The 20604-nt window shown below is 59.2% G+C and carries 19 protein-coding genes and 1 pseudogene; 12 read left to right on the top strand and 8 right to left on the bottom strand.

Annotation, left to right across the window (positions count from 1 at the left end):
* Window positions 1-12 precede the first annotated feature (12 nt).
* Both BLW24_RS21820 and BLW24_RS21815 read right to left on the bottom strand, forming a co-directional pair.
* A complete protein-coding gene (locus BLW24_RS21820) occupies window positions 13-1038 on the bottom strand; it encodes an IS630 family transposase (protein WP_420875010.1) in 1026 nt (341 codons plus the stop codon).
* A gap of 96 nt (window positions 1039-1134) precedes the next feature.
* Window positions 1135-3165: a S9 family peptidase gene (locus tag BLW24_RS21815; RefSeq protein WP_090386879.1), complete on the bottom strand. Its 2031-nt coding sequence runs from the start codon at window positions 3163-3165 to the stop codon at window positions 1135-1137.
* A gap of 151 nt (window positions 3166-3316) precedes the next feature.
* Between BLW24_RS21815 and BLW24_RS21810 the strand changes: the two genes are divergently transcribed.
* The 4 genes from BLW24_RS21810 to BLW24_RS21795 all read left to right on the top strand — a co-directional run bounded on the left by BLW24_RS21810 (window position 3317) and on the right by BLW24_RS21795 (window position 5890).
* A complete protein-coding gene (locus tag BLW24_RS21810) occupies window positions 3317-3787 on the top strand; it encodes a sensor histidine kinase family protein (RefSeq protein WP_090386877.1) in 471 nt (156 codons plus the stop codon).
* A 350-nt stretch (window positions 3788-4137) separates the two neighbouring features.
* The gene (locus BLW24_RS21805; RefSeq protein ID WP_090386876.1) at window positions 4138-4581 is read left to right on the top strand and encodes an HIT family protein; all 444 of its coding nucleotides are present in this window, start codon (window positions 4138-4140) and stop codon (window positions 4579-4581) included.
* Window positions 4574-5350, top strand: coding sequence for a class II glutamine amidotransferase (locus BLW24_RS21800; RefSeq protein WP_090386875.1), 777 nt, complete (start codon window positions 4574-4576; stop codon window positions 5348-5350). The genes BLW24_RS21805 and BLW24_RS21800 overlap by 8 nt, the downstream gene beginning before the upstream one ends.
* Window positions 5351-5365: 15 nt before the next feature.
* Complete coding sequence (locus BLW24_RS21795; RefSeq protein ID WP_090386872.1) at window positions 5366-5890, top strand: DUF2937 family protein; 525 nt, start codon at window positions 5366-5368, stop codon at window positions 5888-5890.
* A gap of 41 nt (window positions 5891-5931) precedes the next feature.
* Here the strand turns inward: BLW24_RS21795 and BLW24_RS21790 are convergent, their stop codons facing one another.
* On the bottom strand, window positions 5932-6918 hold the full coding sequence (locus BLW24_RS21790; protein WP_090386870.1) for a DMT family transporter: 987 nt from the start codon (window positions 6916-6918) through the stop codon (window positions 5932-5934).
* 105 nt (window positions 6919-7023) lie between these two features.
* Between BLW24_RS21790 and BLW24_RS21785 the strand changes: the two genes are divergently transcribed.
* Window positions 7024-7911: a LysR family transcriptional regulator gene (locus BLW24_RS21785; RefSeq protein ID WP_090386868.1), complete on the top strand. Its 888-nt coding sequence runs from the start codon at window positions 7024-7026 to the stop codon at window positions 7909-7911.
* A gap of 41 nt (window positions 7912-7952) precedes the next feature.
* On the opposite strand, the gene BLW24_RS21780 is transcribed toward BLW24_RS21785, so the two are convergent.
* The 3 genes from BLW24_RS21780 to BLW24_RS21770 form a co-directional block, all read right to left on the bottom strand.
* Window positions 7953-9131: a vWA domain-containing protein gene (locus BLW24_RS21780; protein WP_090386866.1), complete on the bottom strand. Its 1179-nt coding sequence runs from the start codon at window positions 9129-9131 to the stop codon at window positions 7953-7955.
* Window positions 9132-9250: 119 nt separating this feature from the next.
* Entirely contained in the window at window positions 9251-9559 is a 309-nt protein-coding gene (locus BLW24_RS21775; RefSeq protein ID WP_477742881.1) for a GFA family protein, read from the bottom strand.
* 24 nt (window positions 9560-9583) lie between these two features.
* The gene (locus BLW24_RS21770) at window positions 9584-10429 is read right to left on the bottom strand and encodes an AAA family ATPase (RefSeq protein ID WP_090386864.1); all 846 of its coding nucleotides are present in this window, start codon (window positions 10427-10429) and stop codon (window positions 9584-9586) included.
* Window positions 10430-10643: 214 nt separating this feature from the next.
* On the opposite strand from BLW24_RS21770, the gene cysK reads away from it, so the two are divergent.
* Complete coding sequence (gene cysK / locus BLW24_RS21765) at window positions 10644-11618, top strand: cysteine synthase A (protein WP_090386862.1); 975 nt, start codon at window positions 10644-10646, stop codon at window positions 11616-11618.
* 66 nt (window positions 11619-11684) lie between these two features.
* On the opposite strand, the gene BLW24_RS21760 is transcribed toward cysK, so the two are convergent.
* Window positions 11685-12566 carry a DMT family transporter gene (locus tag BLW24_RS21760; RefSeq protein WP_090387834.1) on the bottom strand — a complete coding sequence of 294 codons (882 nt, stop codon included), beginning with the start codon at window positions 12564-12566 and terminating at the stop codon, window positions 11685-11687.
* A gap of 201 nt (window positions 12567-12767) precedes the next feature.
* On the opposite strand from BLW24_RS21760, the gene aceK reads away from it, so the two are divergent.
* The 6 genes and pseudogenes from aceK (at window position 12768) to BLW24_RS21740 (ending at window position 19238) form a co-directional block, all read left to right on the top strand.
* The gene (aceK, locus tag BLW24_RS21755; RefSeq protein ID WP_090386860.1) at window positions 12768-14498 is read left to right on the top strand and encodes a bifunctional isocitrate dehydrogenase kinase/phosphatase; all 1731 of its coding nucleotides are present in this window, start codon (window positions 12768-12770) and stop codon (window positions 14496-14498) included.
* Window positions 14499-14503: 5 nt separating this feature from the next.
* Entirely contained in the window at window positions 14504-16546 is a 2043-nt protein-coding gene (locus tag BLW24_RS21750) for a TonB-dependent receptor family protein (protein ID WP_244161229.1), read from the top strand.
* A 99-nt stretch (window positions 16547-16645) separates the two neighbouring features.
* Window positions 16646-16777 carry a PA1414 family protein gene (locus BLW24_RS27025; protein WP_338062088.1) on the top strand — a complete coding sequence of 44 codons (132 nt, stop codon included), beginning with the start codon at window positions 16646-16648 and terminating at the stop codon, window positions 16775-16777.
* 178 nt (window positions 16778-16955) lie between these two features.
* Window positions 16956-17237, top strand: a pseudogene (locus BLW24_RS27295) (PAS domain-containing protein); the annotation flags it as partial.
* A 264-nt stretch (window positions 17238-17501) separates the two neighbouring features.
* On the top strand, window positions 17502-18521 hold the full coding sequence (locus tag BLW24_RS21745) for a methyl-accepting chemotaxis protein (protein WP_420875044.1): 1020 nt from the start codon (window positions 17502-17504) through the stop codon (window positions 18519-18521).
* A gap of 96 nt (window positions 18522-18617) precedes the next feature.
* A complete protein-coding gene (locus tag BLW24_RS21740; protein ID WP_090386856.1) occupies window positions 18618-19238 on the top strand; it encodes a tRNA-uridine aminocarboxypropyltransferase in 621 nt (206 codons plus the stop codon).
* Between the two features lie 6 nt (window positions 19239-19244).
* Here the strand turns inward: BLW24_RS21740 and BLW24_RS21735 are convergent, their stop codons facing one another.
* A complete protein-coding gene (locus tag BLW24_RS21735) occupies window positions 19245-20603 on the bottom strand; it encodes an HlyD family type I secretion periplasmic adaptor subunit (RefSeq protein ID WP_090386854.1) in 1359 nt (452 codons plus the stop codon).
* Between the last annotated feature and the right edge of the window lies 1 nt (window position 20604).

Here is a 20604-nt window from a genome sequence, read left to right as displayed (position 1 = left end):
ATTTTGCCAAATTCAGGAAGTCTTCTTCAGGGTTTCCCTAGCCGAATGTTCGTTATGAGCCTCAATGAAGCGACGTATCGCCGCTCTCAGGTCAGCCACGCTGCTGAAGGCATCACGATAAAGCGCCCGTCTTTCCAGTTGCGCAAACCAGCCCTCCACGGCGTTCAGCCACGAGGCGCTGGTCGGTGTGAAGTGCAGCTTGAAACGGGGATGCTTCTCCAGCCATTCCCTGACGGCAGCGGTCTTGTGAGTCGAGCTGTTGTCCAGAATTACATGCAGGTCCAGCTCGACGGGGGTGCTGCGGTCGATCTGTCGAAGGAACTCCAAAAACTCCTTGGCCCTGTGCCGCTGGGTGATACGGCCGATGACCTTACCCGTCAGGATGTCAAAGGCTGCGTACAGACTGGCCGTACCGTGGCGCTTATAGTCATGCGTCCGCCGCTCAATCTGCCCGGGCTTGAGCGGCAGCATGGGCTGTGTGCGGTCCAGCGCCTGGATCTGTGTTTTTTCGTCAACAGATAGCACCAGGGCGTTGTCGGGCGGATTCAAATAGAGCCCGACGACATCGACCACTTTGTCTGCAAAGTGCGGGTCGTTACTGATCTTGAAGGTTTTCAACCGGTGCGGCTTGAGGTCGGCAGCAGCCCACACCTGTGCGACCTGCCAGATGCTGACCCCAGCGTACTTGGCCATCAACCGTAGGCTCCAGTGGGTAGCTTCGCGCGGGACTCGCTGGGTCGTCAGCGTCAGGATTTCCTTGATCTTCGCTTCGTTGAGCTTGCGAGGCGCTCCACTGCGCCGCAGGTCACTCAGCCCCTCCAGACCGGTCTCCTGGTAGCGTTTACGCCATTTGAAGACCACTGGCGCAGAGACTTGCAGCTGCTCGCTGATCTCCTTGGGCGTGAGACCGTTGGCCAGCAGCAACAGAATTCTGGCCCGCTGGCCGATGCTCTGAGGCAGCGATCCCATGCGTAACCAGCCTTGCAGCATGTCGGCATCACTGGGACTCAAGAAGAATGGGGCTGCTGGCCGGGCCATATGGGAGCTCAATTCATGACGATAGAGCGCGCAGTATACTGGCCCGGCATTGGATTAACGAATTTTACAGACAGCTCACTAGAGCTGCGGGGGGATTCAAGCCAGCCCCAGCACTTTGAGAATAAAAGCGTATTCCAGGGCTGCGTCCTTGAGCGCCTGATAGCGGCCGCTCATGCCGCCGTGGCCAGCGTCCAGTTCGGTTTTCAGCAGCAACAGGTTGCCGTCGGTTTTCTGCGCACGCAGCTTGGCCACCCATTTGGCGGCTTCCCAATACTGCACGCGGCTGTCGTTGTACCCGGCCACTGCGAGAATCGCCGGGTAGGCCTGAGCCTGCACGTTTTCGTAAGGCGCGTAGCCTTTGATCCGCTCGAATACGTCGGGTTGGTTGGGGTCGCCCCATTCGTCGTATTCGGTGACGGTCAGCGGCAGGTCAGGGTTCTGCATGGTGTTGAGGACATCGACAAACGGCACTTCTGCGATGGCGGCAGCGAACAGCTCGGGGCGCTGATTGAGCACTGCTCCCATCAGCAGACCACCGGCGCTGCCGCCGCTGATCACCAGTTGCTGAGAGCTGGTGTAACCCTGCGCAATCAGGTGTTCGGCGCAGGCGATAAAGTCGCTAAAGGAATTCTGCTTGTGCTCCAGCTTGCCGGCGCGATACCAGGCTTCGCCCAGCTCGCCGCCGCCGCGCACATGGGCGATGGCGAACACGAAGCCGCGCTCCAGCAGGCTCAGGCGCGCATGGGAGAACCAGGGGTCGAGGCTTTCGCCATAAGCGCCGTAGCTGTACAGGTAGAGCGGGGCAGAGGTACCGAGCACGTCGCGTTTGGCCACCAGGCTGATCGGCACCTGGCTGCCATCTTCGGCAGTGGCCCACAGGCGCTGGCTGATATAACTGTCGGCATCGAACGGGCCAAGCACTGGGGTTTGCTTGAGCACCACTTGCGCGCCCGTGGCCAGCGTCAGCTGACGCACCTGCGCCGGGCGATTGAGCGCTTCGTAGCGCAGGCGAATCGCCGGGCTGTCGAATTCCAGGCTGTCCTGTACATACAGGCTGTAGGCGGCGTCCGGTAGCTGCACGCGGTAGGCCGCTTGCCCCTGAAGCTGCACTTCGATAATCGGCAGGCCGCCTTCACGCAGACTCAGCACCAGCGCGTGCTGATTAAGGCTAAAGCCTTCCAGCATTACTTCTGGGTCATGGGCGCGCAGCAATTGCCAAGCGCTGCGGCTTGGCGCTGTTTCGCTGGTGCTGAATAGGGCGAAGTTGATGCCGTGCTGGTTGCTGCGGATCAGCCAGCGCCATTCGCCATTCAGCGTGCCGTGATCGACGTCATATTCGTGGCCTTCTTCGCGTGGGGACACGCAGCTGAACGCGGCTTGTGGGGTGGCGGCATCCAGTATCCAGGCTTCGCTGGTGGTCTTGCTGCCCAGTTGCAGAATCAGCTGGCGCTCGGAGCTGCTGCGGTAGCAACTGAGGAAGAAACGGCCGTCGGGTTCATGGAACACCAGTTCGGCGCTGTCTGTGCCGAGTTGGTGGCGATACAGCTTGTGCGGGCGGTGGGTGTCGTCCAGTTCGCCAAAGAACAGGGTCTGGCTGTCATTGGCCCAGGTCATGCTGCCATCGCAGTCCTCGAACGGCAGTTCGGTCAGGCTGTCGTCGGTCAGCTCCTTGACGAACAGCTGGTAAGTCTCCTCGCCGCTGGTGTCTAGACTATAAGCCAGGCGTTGATGGTCGGGGCTGATGCTGAAGGCGCCGAGCGAGATAAAACCGCCATCGGCCAGGGCATTGGGGTCAAGCAGCAGCTGTTCGCTGGCTTCATCGACCGTCAGCGAGCCATCGGCGGGCTTGCGGCAGCGGTAATGCCGTGGATATTCATCACCTGCGGTGGTGCGCTGGTAATACAGATAAGGGCCCCAAGGCGACGGCAGGCTGAGGTCAGTTTCGCGGATGCGGCCCTTGATCTCCTGAAACAATGTTTCGCGCAGCTGCAGTTGCTCGCTGAGTTGCTGTTCCAGGTAGGCATTTTCCGCCTTGAGGTAATCAAGCACCTCAGCGCTGTCGCGTTTTTCCAGCCAGCGATACGGGTCGGCAGCATTGTCGACGCGGGCGATGGGGGCGTATTGCATGGGGTAACTCCGTTGGGTTGCGGCCGACAGCAGGGGCGCCTAAGCAGGCAAAAGCCGTTATGATAAGCGCCACTTCGTCCGTCGGCTGCTGAAATCTGTGCACTTCTGCGTGTGCGCCGTCCGGTCTTCAATGCCAGAGAATTTGCGTTTTATGATTGAAAACGACTACCTGCTTGCCTGGAGCGCCTATCTGGTGGCGGCACTTGGCTGCCTGTTGGTGTGGTTTCGCCTGACCAGCTGGATGTGGCGTTACCTGCGTGAGCCGCTGCGTGTGCTGGTGTTGGTGTTGCTCTTTAGCCCGACTATTGTTGACCCCGGCAAAGACCAGTTCGCCCCCGCAGTAGCGATCACTGCCATGGACCTGTTGCTTGATGTTGGCAATAACGCCTGGCGCGCGGTGGCAGATCTGAGCATGTACGGCCTGATCATGTTTACCCTGTACCTGCTGTTTGTTGCCGTGCGCTGGCCCGTGGAACGTTGGTGGCAGGCGCGCAAAGGGCCAGCGATTGCCGATGACGAGCCGACCCTACGCGAGGTGATGGCGCGTGATGAGCAGGATTTCGGCGACACCCGTTACGATGCCCGTGGCGACCGCCGCTTGCGCGTAGAGCCACGTTTGTAAGTCGCCTAGGCGGCGTCGCCCGACGCCGCTGCCCTTGCGCCAAAGCACACAGCCGTTCAGCATGCCCCCTACGAGGGTCTGTTCCTGTGCCGTTCGTGAGCCGCGTTGCAGCGGAAAATCTCGCCAGGCTAGGCGTAGGACGCAGGTAATGGTGTTCCCTTGCCAAGTCCTACAACACCGTATGGCGAGATTTTCCGCGCAACCCGAAGGGCCGGGCCAGTTTTAGCGCGATGCTGCGTTTCTCGACGCTCATTTGGAACACCAAACATCGCTTCTCGTGCCTTGCCTCGCGCTAAAACTGGCTCCGGCGCGGCCACGAACGAAACAGGAACAGACCCTCAGGAGGGGTTATGGAATGTGTGTTCTGTGCAATTGCCGCCGAGCAACTGCCTGCTGAGCGTATCTATGAGGATGAACACTTTATCGTCCTGCTGGATATCTTCCCCCTGCGCCCGGCCCATGTGCTGATTGTCAGTCGCGAACATGCGCCATTTCTAAAAGACCTCTCCACTGCTGCCTGTGAGCAGTTGTTGCCACTGGCGCAACGCATGGCCGCCGCCTTGCGCGCGGCCGGGTATGGCAAGCAGGGCATCAACTTTCTGATCAATGACGGGCCGACCTCCAACCAGCATGTGCCGCACCTGCATCTGCACCTGATTCCACGGCGCCGCGGTGATGTCACGCAGTTGCTCTGGCGCGCCCTGACGCGGTTTCTGCCGTTGGCGCGCAAACGTATCGAGGCGCGCCTGGCAATTGAGGCGCAGCAACTGCGCAAGGCTTTAGCCAATGTGTGAGTTGCTGGGCATGAGCGCCAATGTGCCGACCGATATCGTCTTCAGCTTTACCGGCCTGATGCAACGCGGCGGGCGTACCGGCCCGCATCGTGATGGCTGGGGCATCGGCTTTTATGAGGGGCGCGGCCTGCGCCTGTTTCAGGACCCGCGCGCCAGCAGTGAATCAGAGGTGGCGCAGCTGGTACAGCGCTACCCGATCAAGAGTGAAGTGGTGATTGGCCACATTCGTCAGGCCAATGTCGGTCGGGTCTGCCTGGCCAATACCCATCCGTTTGTACGCGAGATGTGGGGGCGTAACTGGTGCTTTGCTCATAACGGCCAGTTAGCCGATTTCGCTCCGCAGCTGGATAACTACCGGCCGATTGGCGACACCGACAGCGAAGCGGCCTTCTGTGATTTGCTCAATCGCCTGCGTCAGGCGCTTCCTGAACCGGTGGCGGTGGAGCAGTTGTTGCCCACTCTGGTCAGTGCTTGCGCCGGCTATCGTCAGCACGGTGTATTCAATTGCCTGCTCAGCGATGGCGACTGGTTGTTCAGCTTCTGCAGCAGCAAGCTGGCGCATATAACCCGGCGAGCGCCCTTTGGCCCGGCGCACCTGAAAGATTCCGATATGCAGGTGGATTTCCAGGCAGAAACCACGCCCAATGATGTGGTCAGCGTGTTGGCGACCGAGCCGTTGACCGATAACGAGAGCTGGACGCTTTACCAGCCGGGTGAGTGGCGTTTATGGCGTGGCGGTGAATGTGTGGCGCAAGGCATAACGGACTGAATTGGGGGAGGGGAGATGTTTAGAAGCTATCTGCGGTTGGCCTTGTTTGCCTTGGGCTTGCTGGTTGGTGTGCAGGTGCCGGGGTTTATCGACGACTACAGTAAGCGCGTCGAAGCCCATCGCATTGAGTCGGAACTGGGCCTCAAGGGCTTTCGTGAAACGGCTCGGCGCTTTTTCAAAGGCGATTTGGTGGCGTTGGTTGGCCATTACCAGGCCAGCACCGACCCAGTGATGCGTAGTGATGCGCAGAGCCTGGGCACCCTGGTTGAGCGTTCGGCATTTCTTGAGCGTGAATCCAAGGCCATGCAAGGGCCCTGGTATGGTCAGGTTTGGCATCTGGCTACTGCCGCCGACCACGAGTTAATGGAAGAAACCTTCGCCGCCTACCGCTACCAGGTGTTGCTCGCTCCCGAGGCCATCGCCTGGGGCATTGTCTGCGCCATGTTGCTGGCCTGGTTGCTGGAAAGCCTGGCTCTGCTGATCGGCATGCTGTTTGGTGTGGGTCGCAGCCAGAAGGTGCAGCAGCGGCACTGGCGCTAAGTTGAATCACCCAAGGGCTCGCAAGAGCCCTTGCTCTAAGCCTACTGACCGGGTGAGGCCGGGGTGGCGAGTGTCTGCTTGTTAGTGTGAACGCCCTCAGCAGTAGGTGCGGGCTGAACGGCCACAGTTTTACGCCGCGACACCAGCAACACACCCGCCAAAACCAGTCCAGCCCCCGCTAGCTGGGCAAGCGAAACAGGCTCCGATAACAGCATCCAGGCGAAGACAATCGTCAGGATCGGCCCCAGCGTGCCAATCAGTACGGTACGCGCCGAGCCAATCAACCGTAGTGCAGCCGATTGCCAAAATATCGGTAGCACGGTTGAGAACATCGCCATTGCCGCGCTGTAGGCATACACCTCGACCGGCAGCTGCAGTGCGCTGAATGGCTGCGTGGCGAGGAAATGCAGCTGCGTGGCAAAGGTGGAGACGATAATCGCCAGCGCGGCAAAGCGAATGGTGCCCAAGCGGTGAATCGCCACTTCGGCCCCCGAACTGTAAAGCGCGTAGGACAGGGCGGAGCCGAAGATAAAGGCTGCACCGATCAGAACCGTATGCAGGTCCTCTGCTACTTGCAGGTCGTGGGCGAAGGCCAGGCCGATACCAGCGTAGGACAGCAGTAGCGCCGCCACTTGGCGTTTCTCCAGACGTTTACCCATAAACAGCACGCCAATTAGCACGGTCATGGTCGGGTAGATAAACAAAATCAGGCGTTCCAGCGCCGCCGAGATGTACTGCAGGCCAATAAAATCGAGGATGCTGGCCCCGTAGTAACCCAGCAGCCCCAAAGCGATCAGCATGCCCCAGTCCCTGCGCGTTAGCGGCGGCGCAGCGCGGCACAGCCACAGCGTGGCCCATAGCGCGATAGGCAGTGCAAAGCTCATGCGCAGCGTCAGCAGGGTGACCGCGTCCACAGGTGCGGCGGCGTAGGCCAGCTTGACGAAAATCGCCTTGAACGAGAAACCGAATGCAGCGAGCACCGCGAGTGCGATGCCTAACCGTTCGGCTGACCAGGTTTTCCATGGCATGGTAAATAACGCCCTAAAGAGTTGTGCTGAACCGAATGATGCTGGGGTTAGAATCCCTGTGGAATTGGCTATTTCATAAGTGATCGTTCGGATTTAACTAACGCTATGCACTATGACCTGATTGATCTGCGTCTGTTTGTCGCCATCGCCGAGGCGAAAAACCTCACCCGAGGTGCCGAGCGTGTGCATCTGGCGGCGTCTTCGGCCAGTCACCGCATGCGTCTGCTGGAAGCGTCGATTGGCACACCGCTGCTGCTGCGTGAACCACGCGGGGTCAGCCTGACCCGTGCCGGCGAGGCGTTACTGCGTCATGCGCGCCAGGTGTTTGCCCTGCTTGAGCAGATGCATGCCGACCTTACCCCATACGCCAAAGGCGTGCGTGGGCATGTCAGCCTGTGGGCCAACACCCACGCCACCCATACCTTTCTGCCCGACAGCCTTTCGACTTTTTTGCAGCGCCACCCGCAAGTCAGTATTTCTCTGGAGGAGCACACCAGCCCGCAGGTGCTGATGGCGGTGGCTCGCGGCGAGGTGGAAGTGGGCGTGGTGGCGGGGACGATTGAGGGGGCTGAAGTTGAGCTGATTCCATACCGGGCCGACCGCCTGGTGTTGATTGCACCGGCTGATCATCCGCTTGCGGCGAGTGCCAGCAGCCTGTTTGCCCAGGTGCTGGATTACCCCTTTGTCATGTTGCATTCAGGCTCGGCGATTCACACCTTTACCATGAATGCCGCCGCCGCGCTGGGGCGACACCTTGAGGTGCGGATTCAGGTGCGCAGCTTTGAGGCCGTGTGCCGCATGGTCAGTGCAGGCGTTGGCATCGGCCTGGTGCCGCGCAGTGCGGTAACCGGGGCGCAGCTGGCGGTGATTGAGCTGGAGGAACCCTGGGCGCAGCGCGATTTGAAGGTCTGTGTACGCAAGCGCGAGCTGTTGTCGGGGTTTGCTGCAGCACTGGTCGACTGCCTGACTGGCAGCGATACCCGTTCAGATTAAGGCCTCCTAAAGAACAACGGGCCCTGCTGGGCCCGTTGGTTTTACTTGGAGAGAAACTTCATCCCGTCTTCCAGACCCTGTAGGGTCAGGGGGTACATCTGATCATCCAACAGCTCACGCATGATGTTGGTCGAGGCGGTGTAGTTCCAGGTGTCCTTGGGGTAGGGGTTAATCCAGATAAGCTTCTTGTACTTCTCCATAAAGCGCTTGATCCAGACGTAACCCGGCTCCTCGTTCCAGTGCTCGACGCTGCCGCCGGCCTGGGTGATCTCGTAGGGCGCCATGGCCGCGTCGCCGACGAATACCACTTTGTAGTCCGCGCCGTACTTGTGCAGCAGATCCTGGGTGGAGAAACGCTCGGATGTGCGGCGCAGGTTGTTCTTCCACACCGACTCGTACACGCAGTTATGGAAGTAGAAGTACTCCATATGCTTGAACTCGGTTTTGCAGGCGGAAAACAGCTCTTCGCAGACCTTGACGTGGGCGTCCATCGAGCCGCCGATGTCGAACAGAATCAGCAACTTCACCGCGTTGCGCCGTTCCGGACGCATCTGGATATTCAGCAGGCCGCCGTCCTTTGCGGTGTGGTCGATGGTGCCATCCAGATCCAGCTCGTCCTGGGCGCCCTGGCGGGCGAACTTGCGCAGGCGGCGCAGGGCCACCTTGATATTGCGCGTGCCCAGCTCGACCTGATCGTCGAGGTTCTTGTACTCGCGCTGATCCCAGACCTTGACCGCCTTGCCCTGGCGCTTGCCGGCGTCACCGATACGGATGCCTTCCGGGTTGAAGCCGCCTGAGCCGAACGGGCTGGTGCCGCCGGTGCCGATCCACTTGTTGCCGCCTTCGTGGCGTTCCTTCTGCTCTTCGAGGCGCTTCTTGAACTCTTCGATCAGCTTGTCCAGACCGCCGAGGGATTCGATCTTGGCGCGCTCCTCATCGGTCAGCGAACGCTCGAACTCTTTGCGCAACCACTCATCGGGGATCAGCGCCTCGATATGCTGGTTAAGGTTTTCCAGGCCCTTGAAGTAGGCGCCGAACGCGCGGTCGAACTTGTCGAAATGCCGCTCGTCCTTGACCAGGATGGTGCGCGAGAGGAAATAGAACTCGTCCATATCGGCGAACACCACGTTGTGCTTCAACGCGTTGATCAGGTCGAGCAGCTCACGTACCGACACCGGCACCTTGGCAGCGCGCATTTCGTTAAACAGGTTGAGCAGCATGGCTGCGCCCTCGTGAATTCAACTGACTATGGCGCTAGGAGCGCCGCTCCAATGGCAGGCCATCGTTGATGGCGTACCAGTCGGCCTTCGATTCTGGAAAAATATGCTTCTGCGCGATTTCACCCACTGGCGTATCCAGCGTGCCCAGCGCGACTGACAGCCAGTTCGGGTGGGCTGTTCGCTGTACCACTGCAGGGTCGAGCCACAGTGCTTGCAAAAAGTCGCGTCACGCCCGACGAGGACTGGTAGACGCCCAGTGATTCCTTGCCTTGGGTGAAGTTGAAATCCTTGCGCCGCACATTGGCGTAAGTGGCGAATGCCGCTCCGTGGGCTTTGCGGCACATCGAACAATGGCAATGAGTCGCCGACTCGATAGGCGCATCGATGCGGTATCTCACTGCAGCGCAAAGGCAACTGCCGCTGTGCATGGATTCGCCTCCCTGGGCCAATGTTTAACGCGAAGCGCGGCGGCTCATAAAGGCCAGGCGCTCAAGCAGCTGCACATCCTGCTCGTTTTTCACCAGGGCACCGGCCAGTGGCGGGATGGCCTTGGTCGGGTCGCGTTCACGCAGCACCGCTTCGCCGATATTGTCGGCCATCAGCAGTTTCAGCCAGTCGACCAGCTCGCTGGTGGACGGCTTCTTCTTCAGGCCCGGTACCTTGCGCACGTCGAAGAACACATCTAGGGCCTCGGCGACCAGGTCCTTCTTGATGTCGGGGTAGTGCACATCGACGATCTTCTGCAGGGTCGCGCGATCCGGGAAGGCGATGTAATGGAAGAAGCAGCGGCGCAGGAAGGCGTCCGGCAGTTCTTTTTCGTTGTTCGAGGTGATGATGATGATCGGGCGTTTTTTCGCCTTGATTGTCTCGTTGGTCTCGTAAACGTAGAACTCCATCTTATCGAGTTCTTGCAGCAGGTCGTTGGGGAACTCGATATCGGCCTTGTCGATCTCATCGATCAGCAGTATCACCCGTTCTTCGGCCTCGAAGGCCTCCCACAGCTTGCCTTTCTTGATGTAGTTGCGCACGTCGTGGACTTTGTCCGAATCCAGCTGTGAGTCGCGCAGGCGGCTGACCGCGTCGTACTCGTACAGACCCTGGTGGGCCTTGGTAGTGGACTTGATGTGCCAGGTAATCAGGCGTGCGCCAAAGGATTCGGCCAGTTGTTCGGCCAGCATGGTTTTACCGGTACCCGGCTCACCTTTGACCAGCAACGGGCGCTCCAGGGTGATGGCGGCATTGACCGCGAGCTTGAGGTCGTCGGTGGCGACGTAGGACTGGGTGCCTTCGAACTTCATCGGTAAATCCTCGAACGGTAACGCGCAGGGCCATACCCGCGGGTTCAGTATTTGAAAAACAGACTATAACGCGCAGCCCCGGTGGCTGTGAACGCAGACGGGCCATTCAGTCACTGAATGGCGGGTCACCCAGCCTTTGTTACCATGCTGGACGCAGGCGGGCGGGCGTTTTAGTCTGGCTGACTATCGGCAACCACCGCACAAGAACCCCGCCATGAGCCGCATCTTCGCAGACAACGCACAAGCTATCGGCAACACCCCGCTGGTTCGGATCAACCGTTTGGGCCCGGACGGGGTGACTATCCTGGCCAAGATCGAAGGTCGCAACCCCGCCTATTCGGTGAAATGCCGCATTGGCGCCAGCATGGTCTGGGATGCCGAAGAACGGGGCGTGCTCAAACCGGGCATGACCATTGTCGAACCGACCTCGGGCAATACTGGCATCGGCCTGGCTTTTGTGGCGGCTGCGCGCGGTTACAAGCTGCTGCTGACCATGCCCGCTTCGATGAGCCTGGAGCGGCGCAAGGTGCTCAAGGCCCTAGGCGCCGAACTGGTGCTGACCGAACCGGCCAAGGGCATGAAGGGCGCCATCGAGAAGGCCGCGGAAATCGCCGCCTCTGACACTGCTACCTACTTTATGCCGCAGCAGTTCAACAACCCGGCCAACCCGGCGATCCATGAAAAAACCACCGGCCCGGAAATCTGGAACGACACCGATGGCGCGATTGACGTGCTGGTTGCTGGCGTCGGTACTGGTGGCACCATCACCGGTATTTCGCGCTATATCAAACAGACCCAGGGCAAGCTGATCCTCTCAGTGGCGGTCGAGCCGATTGGCTCGCCCGTCATCACCCAGACCATCGCCGGTGATGAAGTCAAACCCAGCCCGCACAAGATCCAGGGCATCGGCGCCGGCTTTGTTCCAGGCAACCTGGACCTAGCCATGGTTGACCGGGTTGAGCTGGTGACTGATGACGACGCCAAGGCTGTAGCCCTGCGCCTGATGCGCGAAGAAGGCATCCTCTGCGGCATCTCCTGCGGCGCCGCTATGGCTGCGGCCCTGCGTATCGCCGCCGAACCCGACATGCAGGGCAAAACCATCGTGGTGATCCTGCCTGACTCGAGCGAGCGCTACCTGTCGAGCATGCTGTTCAGCGATATGTTTACTGAGCAGGAGTTGCAGCAGTAAGCATTGATCGCCATAAAAAAGCCGCCTATCAGGGCGGCTTTTTTATGGGCGTGGGTTTTGTGTCCATCAGGCTGGTGCCTTGGCCGGGCTACTCGGTCGCACCACCAGCCACAGCGCGATGGCGATCAGCACGCCGCCGTACAGGTAGGCCCAGGACAGCGGCTCATCCAGCAGCAAGGCGCCCCACAGCACGCCGAAGGGTGGGATCAGAAAGGTGGTGGTGCTGGCCTTGATCGGGCCGATGTCGCTGAGCAGGCGGAAATACAGTACGTAGGCGAATGCGGTGCAGATAAAGCCCAGCCCGGCCAGGGACAGCCAGACGTCGAGTCCGCCCCAGCTAGCAGGTGGCTGTATCAGCAGAGAGCCGCCGAAGAATGGCAACAGAAACAGACTGGCACCGCACAGGCTGGCGAAAGCGGTCAGGCGGTTATCCAGGCCGCCTTGTTGGCCGATCCAGCGCCGTGTGAGAAAACCGGCGAAGCCGTAGCAGGCGGTGGCGCCCCAGAGCAGCGGCAAATCAAACTCCACCGGGCCGGTGCGGGTCAGCACCGCTACCCCGAAAAGGCCGATGGCCACCCCGGCAGCTTTGCTCAGGGTCAGCGCCTCAGCGAAGAACAACATGCCGATCAGCACGCCCATCATCGGTGTGGTGGCATTCAGAATCGCCGAGTAGCCCGCTGGCAGTACCAGCGCCGCCAGGCAGTACATGGCCGAGGGCAGGCCGGCGTTGATGACCCCGAGCATCAAGCAGTGCTTGAGCTTGCCGCTGAAATCCCAGCGCACGCGCATCAGCAGCAGAATCGCCAGCAGGCCGAGCATGCCCAGGCTGGCGCGAAAGAACGCCGTCGGCATGCTGCCCAGTACCGGTGCGACGATGCGCATAAACAGAAAGCTGGCGCCCCAGATGGCAGCAAGCAACAGCAGACGGATCAGGTCGGCAAGACGCACAACGAACTCCATGACAGTTAGAAAGGCGAGCAGTGTTGCCGGGCGCGCACGCCAAGGCAATTCGAAATGCGCTTTCAAAGCCGTTGCTTGGCAATATTTCGTGGCAGATAAACGCCTGTGCACGCATTGCCAGCTTTTACTTGGTGCGGCCACTGGATAAGCTCGGCGGATTGTCCGCATTTCATCTGCAGGGGGTTGTTTATGCCACAGCAATGGCCGGCCAGCGCGATTGCCGCGCTTATCCTCGAAGGCTTTGACGATTACCGCGAGCAGTTTCGGCAGATTACCAACGGCGCGCGAGTACGTTTCGAGCAGGCGCAGTGGCAGGAAATCCAGCAGGCTTCAGCGGCGCGTATTGCCTTGTATGAGGAGTGTGTCAGCGCGGTCAGCGCAAGCCTGGGCCAGGCTTACAGTGCAGAGGTGCTGCTGGATGTGGCGCAGTGGCCGCTGGTCAAGTCGGCTTATATTGCCCTGATCGACCTTCGTTACGACGATGAGCTGGCGGAAACCTGGTTCAACTCGATCTTCTGCGGGCTGTTCAGCCATGACCAGATCAATGATGGCTGCATGTTTATCCATACCACGCGCCCAGCGTTGCGGGTTAATGAGCGGGCACCGCAAACCCGTCTTTATGAACCCAAGGGCAATGTCGAGCAGGCGCTGCGGCAGATTTTCGAGGACTTCAGTTTTGAAGTCGGCTATGAAAACCTCGAGCGCGACCTGGCACGGCTGCTTAAACAACTGCAGGCCAACTTGCCGGATTGGGTGTGCAAGGACCCGGACCTGCGCATCGAGCTGTTTGCCTCGCGTCTTTATCGCAACAAGGGCGCCTACCTGGTGGGACGTATCTACACCCGCGATGAGCAATGGCCGCTGGTGATTCCGCTACTGCACCGCGAAGGCCAGGGTATCCAGATTGATGCGTTGATCACCGATGAGGCAGAGGTGTCGATCATTTTCTCCTTCACCCGCTCCTATTTCATGGTGCGGGTCGGTTACCCGGCTGAGTTTGTCGGCTTCCTCAAACGCATTCTACCGGGCAAGCATATTGCTGAGCTGTACACCTCGATTGGTTTCTACAAGCACGGCAAGTCAGAGTTCTACCGTGCGCTGATCAACCATCTGGCCACCACTGATGACAAGTTCGTCATGGCTCCTGGCGTGCGTGGCATGGTGATGAGCGTGTTTACCCTGCCGGGCTTCAACACCGTGTTCAAGATCATCAAGGACCGTTTTTCGCCGTCGAAAAACGTTGACCGCAATACGGTGATCGAGAAGTACCGGCTGGTAAAAACCGTCGACCGGGTAGGGCGTATGGCCGATACCCAGGAGTTCGCCGATTTCCGTTTCCCGCTGAGTAAGTTTGACCCCGAGTGCCTGGCCGAGCTGCTAGAAGTCGCGCCGTCCACCGTCGAGGTGAAGGGCGATACGATACTGGTGCGCCACTGCTGGACTGAGCGGCGCATGACCCCACTCAACCTGTATGTTGAAAGCGCCAGTGCAGCCCAGGTGCGCGAAGCGCTGGACGACTATGGCCTGGCCATCAAACAGCTGGCCGCGGCCAATATCTTTCCTGGCGACATGCTGCTGAAGAACTTCGGGGTGACCCGTCACGGCCGCGTGGTGTTCTACGACTACGACGAGATCTGTTTCCTCACCGAGGCCAATTTCCGGCGCATTCCGCCACCGCGTTACCCCGAGGATGAAATGTCCTCTGAGCCTTGGTATTCGGTGGCGCCGCTGGATGTATTCCCCGAGGAGTTTCCGCCGTTCCTGTTTGCCGATATGCAGCAGCGCAAGCTGTTCAATGAACTGCATGGCGAACTGTATGACGCCGATTACTGGAAAAGCCTGCAGGAGGCGATACGTGCCGGCAAGGTCATCGACGTGTTCCCCTATCGACGCAAGGACCAGGCCGACAAGGAGTATTGAACGGCGTGCGTCTGGTACTTGGGGTGCTTGCCGCCGGCCTATGGCTGCTGAACGACAAAGCTGTTGCTCAGGTGGCCGAGGCTGAAAACACAGCAGCAGTCGAATTAGCGCCATTGCTGATCACCTCGCCGCGCAGCACCACTCGCTGGTTGAGCACCCCGACCGCGGTGACTGTAATCGACGCCGGTGAAGTGCCAGGCGAGCAGAACCTAGCGCTGGATGTTTTGCTGGCCCGCGTACCGGGCGTGTTCAGTCTCAACCACTACAACCTGGCTCAAGGTCTGCGCCCCGCGATTCGTGGCTTTGGTGCGCGCGGTAATTTCGGCGTGCGCGGCATTCGCGTATTGGTCGATGGCGTGCCCTTGACCATGCCTGATGGTCAGACCGAACTCGACGGCCTTGATCTGGGGTTGGTTGAGCGCATGGAGGTGCTGCGCGGCCCTGCCTCGGTGCTGTACGGCAATGCCGCTGGCGGCGTGCTGGCGATTGAAACCCGCGCGCCGCCGACGTTGCCCACGGTGCAGTTGGACCTGAGTGCGGCCGGACTGGGTTATCAGCGCACGCGCGGCGAGATCGGCGGTAGCGACGGTAACCTGGGTGGCTTGCTGGCATTCAACAGCACTGTTCTGGACGGCTATCGCGAACACAGCCGGGCGCAGACCAACAGCTTCACCGGCAAGCTGCGCTGGTATGCCCCGACGGGGCGTTTGCGTCTGAACTTCAATGCCATCGACAATCGCGCCGAAGACCCAGGTGGCTTGACCTCCGCCGAAGTAAAGGCAGATCGCCGCCAGGCGGCGCCGAACAACCTGCGTTTTGACGCCGATGAATACATTCGTCAACAGCGCCTGGGCCTGGTTTGGGATGGTTACGCAGCCAGTGACGATGATTACCAGCTACGCAGTTACCTGGGGCATCGCGAGTTTGCTAATCGGCTGGGCTTTGTCAACGGCGGGCAGACGACATTTGAACGCTATTTCAGCGGAGTTGGCGGGCAGTACAGCCATCACCGCGAGTTGATTGGCCTGCCTCATAAAATCACCACAGGCTTCGAGCTCGAGGCGCAGCGTGATGACCGTCGGCGTTATGACAACCAGCTTGGCGAGCGCGGGCAATCACGTCAGCAGCAGGATGAGTCGGCACTGAGCCAGGGGCTGTTTATCGAGGATCAGATCGCCCTGAACGAGCAGTGGCAAGCCACGCTTGGACTGCGCTATGACCAGGTTCTGTTGGCTGTGGATGACTTTTTTCTGGCCGATAATCACGATGGTTCAGGCTCGAGCAGCCTGGAGGACTGGAACTACAGCGCCGGTCTGAGTTACCGCTTTACCCCGCAACAATCGGTCTATGCGCGGCTGGCCAGCTCCTTTGAAACCCCCACCATCAGCGAGCTGGGTAACCCGCAAGGTGGCGGCTTTAATAGTGCCTTGCAGCCGGCTCAGGCCTTCAGCCGGGAGCTGGGCATCAAAGGCGAATGGCCCTCGCTACGTTACAGCCTGTCGCTTTACCGAATTGAGTTGGAAGATGAGTTGGTGGGCTTCAGTCTGCCGACTCAGCCAGGCCGTAATTTCTATCGCAATGCCGGGCAGTCGCGCCGCGATGGTCTGGAGTTGAGCCTGGATTGGCAGTTTGCCGATGCCTGGCGCTGGTCGGCGGCATACGCCTACAACCGCTACCACTTCGAGGATTATCAAACGACCGTTGGCGACTTTTCCGGCAAGCGCATTCCCGGTATCCCACGGCAAACCCTGTTCAGCGAGTTGGCCTATGAGCACCAAGGCGGCTATGTGCGCCTCGGTGTTACGGCTCAAACGCGGGTGTATGCCAATGATGCCAATACGCAGTCCGCCCCCGGCCATGCCTTGTTCAATCTGCGCCTAGGCAAGCGTTTTCAGGTCAGCGAGCAAAGCCTGGAGCCTTACCTGGGTATCGATAACCTACTGGGGCGTGAGTATTTCGATAACTTGCGCATCAATGACGGCAACGCGCGCTACTTCGAGCCAGGGCCTGGACGTACTTTGTATGCCGGTTTACGTGTGCTGTTTTAGACAGTCGCGACGAAGTGGGCGGCAGTTTCAAACCACCTGAGCTAGACTGAGAAAAGGTGTCCAAGCACCTATTCGATGCCCTTGGTTGGAGGCTACTTTATGAGCGCCAAGTTGCAGAATACCTTGCTTGATCTGTTGGTTGCCCTTGGCCTGTGTGAGCGGCCAAAACTGCAGCCGATTCCTGTACGTAGCAATTCGCCTGATTCTAAAGCGGTTCCCCCTCGACGCTAGCTTTTCCCGCCCTTATTCATGCGCTTGGCTACGGCCAGATAATATCTGGCTGTAGCAGCGGATAATTGTCCTAGATCATTATTGCAAGCATTAAAACAAGCATTTGCTAACACGTTGGCACTGCTGTGCTAGACCTACATCTGAAGTTATGTAAATAGCTCAGACAGGGACAGTCCCAATGCGCCAGAACCTCCCAGTGACTCAGCGGGAAAGAACCTTTCCTGCGGATGAACGGCTGATTTCCACCACCGACCTGAACAGCAATATCACCTATTGCAACGACGCCTTTGTCGAAATCAGCGGATTTACTCGCGAAGAACTGATCGGTCAGCCGCACAATCTGGTGCGCCATCCGGATATGCCCCCCAGTGTATTCGGCCATATGTGGGAAACCATCAAACAGGGCAAGCCCTGGATGGGGATCGTCAAGAATCGTTCAAAAAACGGTGATTACTATTGGGTCAGCGCCTATGTCACGCCGATCTATGAGAATGGCCGGGTTGCTGGCTACGAGTCGGTACGCTCCTTGCCCGATGAAGCGCAGAAACGCCGTGCTGAAAAACTCTATGCCCGTTTGCGCGAGGGCAAAGCGCGGGTGCCAAAACTGGAGTACTGGACGTACGACATTATCCAGTCATGGCCGCTGATTCTGACTGGTCTGCTGATTCTCGGTGCGCACTTTGTGCTGAGTGGTCCCTGGTTATGGAGCTTTATTTTTGCGGCCATGTTTTGCCTTGGTTCCTACCAGCTGTATGCCAAACGCAGCTTGATCAGGCGCACGCTTTCCGAGCATCCCAAGGCGTTTACCAGTGCTCTGGTTGCCTTGACCTATACCGACAGCCGTGGTGCACAGGCCTTGCTGGATATGGCAATGATCAGCGAGGACGCGCGCCTGCAGACGGCGTTGACACGTATTGAAGACGCCGGGGCAAACGTCAAGACACACGCTACTCGCTCCGCAGACCTGTCGCGCTCTGGGGCGAAAATGCTTGATCAGCAGCGCAGCGAAACTGATCAATCGGCCACGGCGATCAACCAGATGGCGGCAACCATTCAGGAGGTGACGCATAACGTGCAGAGCACCTCACACGCCGCCGAAGAAGCGGATCGCCTGGCCAAGCAGGGCTTGCAACTGGCCAGCGGCAGTCTCGACTCCATGCAGCACATGGCCAAGGCTGTGGTGGACATTGGCCAGGCAGTTAATGACCTGGCTAACTCCACTCAGTCAATCGGCAGTGTGGCGGATGTTATTACCTCGATTGCCGAACAGACCAACCTGCTTGCGCTCAATGCTGCAATCGAAGCGGCGCGCGCAGGCGAGCAGGGACGGGGCTTTGCGGTGGTGGCTGATGAGGTGCGCTCGTTGGATTCACGCACGCGAGAGTCGACCGAGCAGATTCACCAGATCATTTCCTCACTACGTGCCGGCGCTGAACGGGCGGTGGTAACGGCGGGCAAGGGCGAGTCAATTTCCAAACAGAGCGTGGAGAGTGTGGAGAGTGTGCGTTCCGCACTGGATGGCATCAGTGAAGCGGTTAGCCGCATCACCGGCATGAGTCAGCAGATGGCCTCGGCTTCCGAAGAACAAAGCCACGTGGCGGAAGATATCAGCCGGCAGATTACCCAGATTGCCCAGTTCTCCGATCGCAGCGCCGAGCAGGCGCATCAGGGCGCGGCCATTGGTCAGGAACTGGAAGACATGGCGGATTACCTGCACAGCCTGGCGGAGCGCTTCAACCGCTAAATAACGGCTCGTGTGCATGCTTATAGGCCCACCTCGTGCCTGAGGTGGGCCGATTTTCCATGTGTTGTGGCAAACTGCGCGGCTGAGGAGATACCGATGCCCCGCCCGCAATGCCCACGTTGTACCCGCCCAACCGAGCGCTGTTTATGTGCGCTTATTCCCTGCCTGAGCAGCCGTACTCGGGTGCTGATCCTGCAGCATCCGAGCGAGGTCAAGCATGCGCTGAATACCGCCCGCCTAGCAGCTCTTGGCTTGAGCAATGCTGAGCTGCTGGTGGGCGAGGTCTTCGAGTCGCTTGCGGCGCTGTTACAGCAATCTGACTATCGCGCGTGTTTGCTGTTCCCTGGCGAGCAGGCGCAAGCCTTGCTGAAGTTTGCTGAACAGCACAGTGAGCAGCCGCTGTTATTGGTGGTGCCCGACGGCACCTGGCGTAAAGCGCGCAAGCTGTTGCACCTCAATCCGTTGTTGGCGGCTTTGCCGAGAGTTGTGCTGCCGGAGGGGTTGCAGTCGCGTTATCGCTTGCGCAAAGCGCCGATGCCCGGTGCCTTATCGACCATCGAGGCGATTGTTACTGCACTGAATACCGTCGAGGCACCGGTTTGCTTCGATGCGCTGCTCAAGCCCTTTGAGGCATTGATTGAGGGGCAGATCGAGGCGATGGGAGAGCAGACTTTCCAGCGTAATCACGGCACGCCGGATGGGGCAGGTGTCAGCTAGGGCATTTCAGCGCTCACGCATGGCTTCCGAGCGCGCCTTCAGCACCGGTTTGAGCAGGTAATCGAGCACGCTTTTTTCGCCAGTGATGATGTCTACGCTGGCGACCATGCCGGGGATTATCAGCAGTGGGTGTTCCTCGCTACCCAAATGGCTTTTATCGGTTCGTACCTGGATCAGGTAAAAGCTGTTGCCTTCTTCGTCGGTGATGGTGTCAGCGCTGATCAGTTCAAGGTTGGCCTTCAGTCCGCCGTAGATGGTGTAGTCGTAGGCGGTGAATTTGACCATGGCCTTCTGCCCAGGGTGCAGAAAGGCGACATCCTGTGGGCGTACCTTGGCCTCGATCAGCAGGCTGTCATCGAGCGGCACAATTTCCAGCATGTCATTGCCGGGCTGGACCACGCCGCCAATCGTGTTGACCTTGAGTTGCTTGATCACCCCGCGCACGGGGGAGACCACGGTGGTGCGGCTGACGCGGTCATCGATGGCCACGCTGGTGGCGGTTAGTTTCTTCAGTTCGGTGCGGATTTCATTGAGTTCCTTAAATGCGTCGGAGCGAAAGCTCAACTCGGACTCTTCGATCTTACTTTTGATTTCATCCATTGCCGATTCGGCTCGGGGAATCGCCAGGTTGGTAGCGTCCAGCGAGCCACGTATCTCCACTAAGCTGCGGCGTAGGCGGAGGATTTCTACTTGGGAAATGGCACCGGTTGCGACCAGAGGCTGCGACATATTCAGCTCCTGTCGCAGCAGGCCCATGCTTGAGCGGTATTGCTGGGATTTGGCGCGAAATTCGGCCAGTTCTTGGGTTTTTTGCTGCAGTTGTTCGCCGAGAGTGCGTTGCTCACTTTGCAGGCGATTTTGCCGAGACTGATAGAGCGCCAGTTCATCCTCAGCCAGTTGCGGGGCTTCGCGCAGAATATCTTCCGGCATGCTTATAGGACGGCCTTCTGCTTCTGCGGTTAACCGCTCGACCCTCGCCACCAGAGCCAGGCGATCGGCTTCGGCTTCGCCTCGGTTGGAGAGAAAACGCGTGTCATCCAGGCGCAGTAGCACAGCGCCTTTTTCGACAATCTGTCCTTCGCGTACAAATATCTCGCTGACGATGCCGCCTTCCAGGTTCTGAATAACCTGGATCTTGCTGGAGGGAATCGCTTTGCCTTCACCGGTAGTGACTTCTTCGAGCACGGCAAAGTTGGCCCAGATCAATGCCACGATCAGGCACGTACTGACCACCCAGATGGTGATACGGGTGAACCAGGGCGAGTCTTCGAGAATGGCGCCGTCGACTTCCGGCATAAACTCGGTGTCCTGCTTGCGCTGGCGCATGCTGGCGAAGTAGTCGCGAATCGAGGTGCTTATTTGCATG

The sequence above is a fragment of the Pseudomonas anguilliseptica genome (assembly GCF_900105355.1).
Classification (GTDB): domain Bacteria; phylum Pseudomonadota; class Gammaproteobacteria; order Pseudomonadales; family Pseudomonadaceae; genus Aquipseudomonas; species Aquipseudomonas anguilliseptica.
This window is presented reverse-complemented; position numbering and strand designations above follow the sequence as displayed.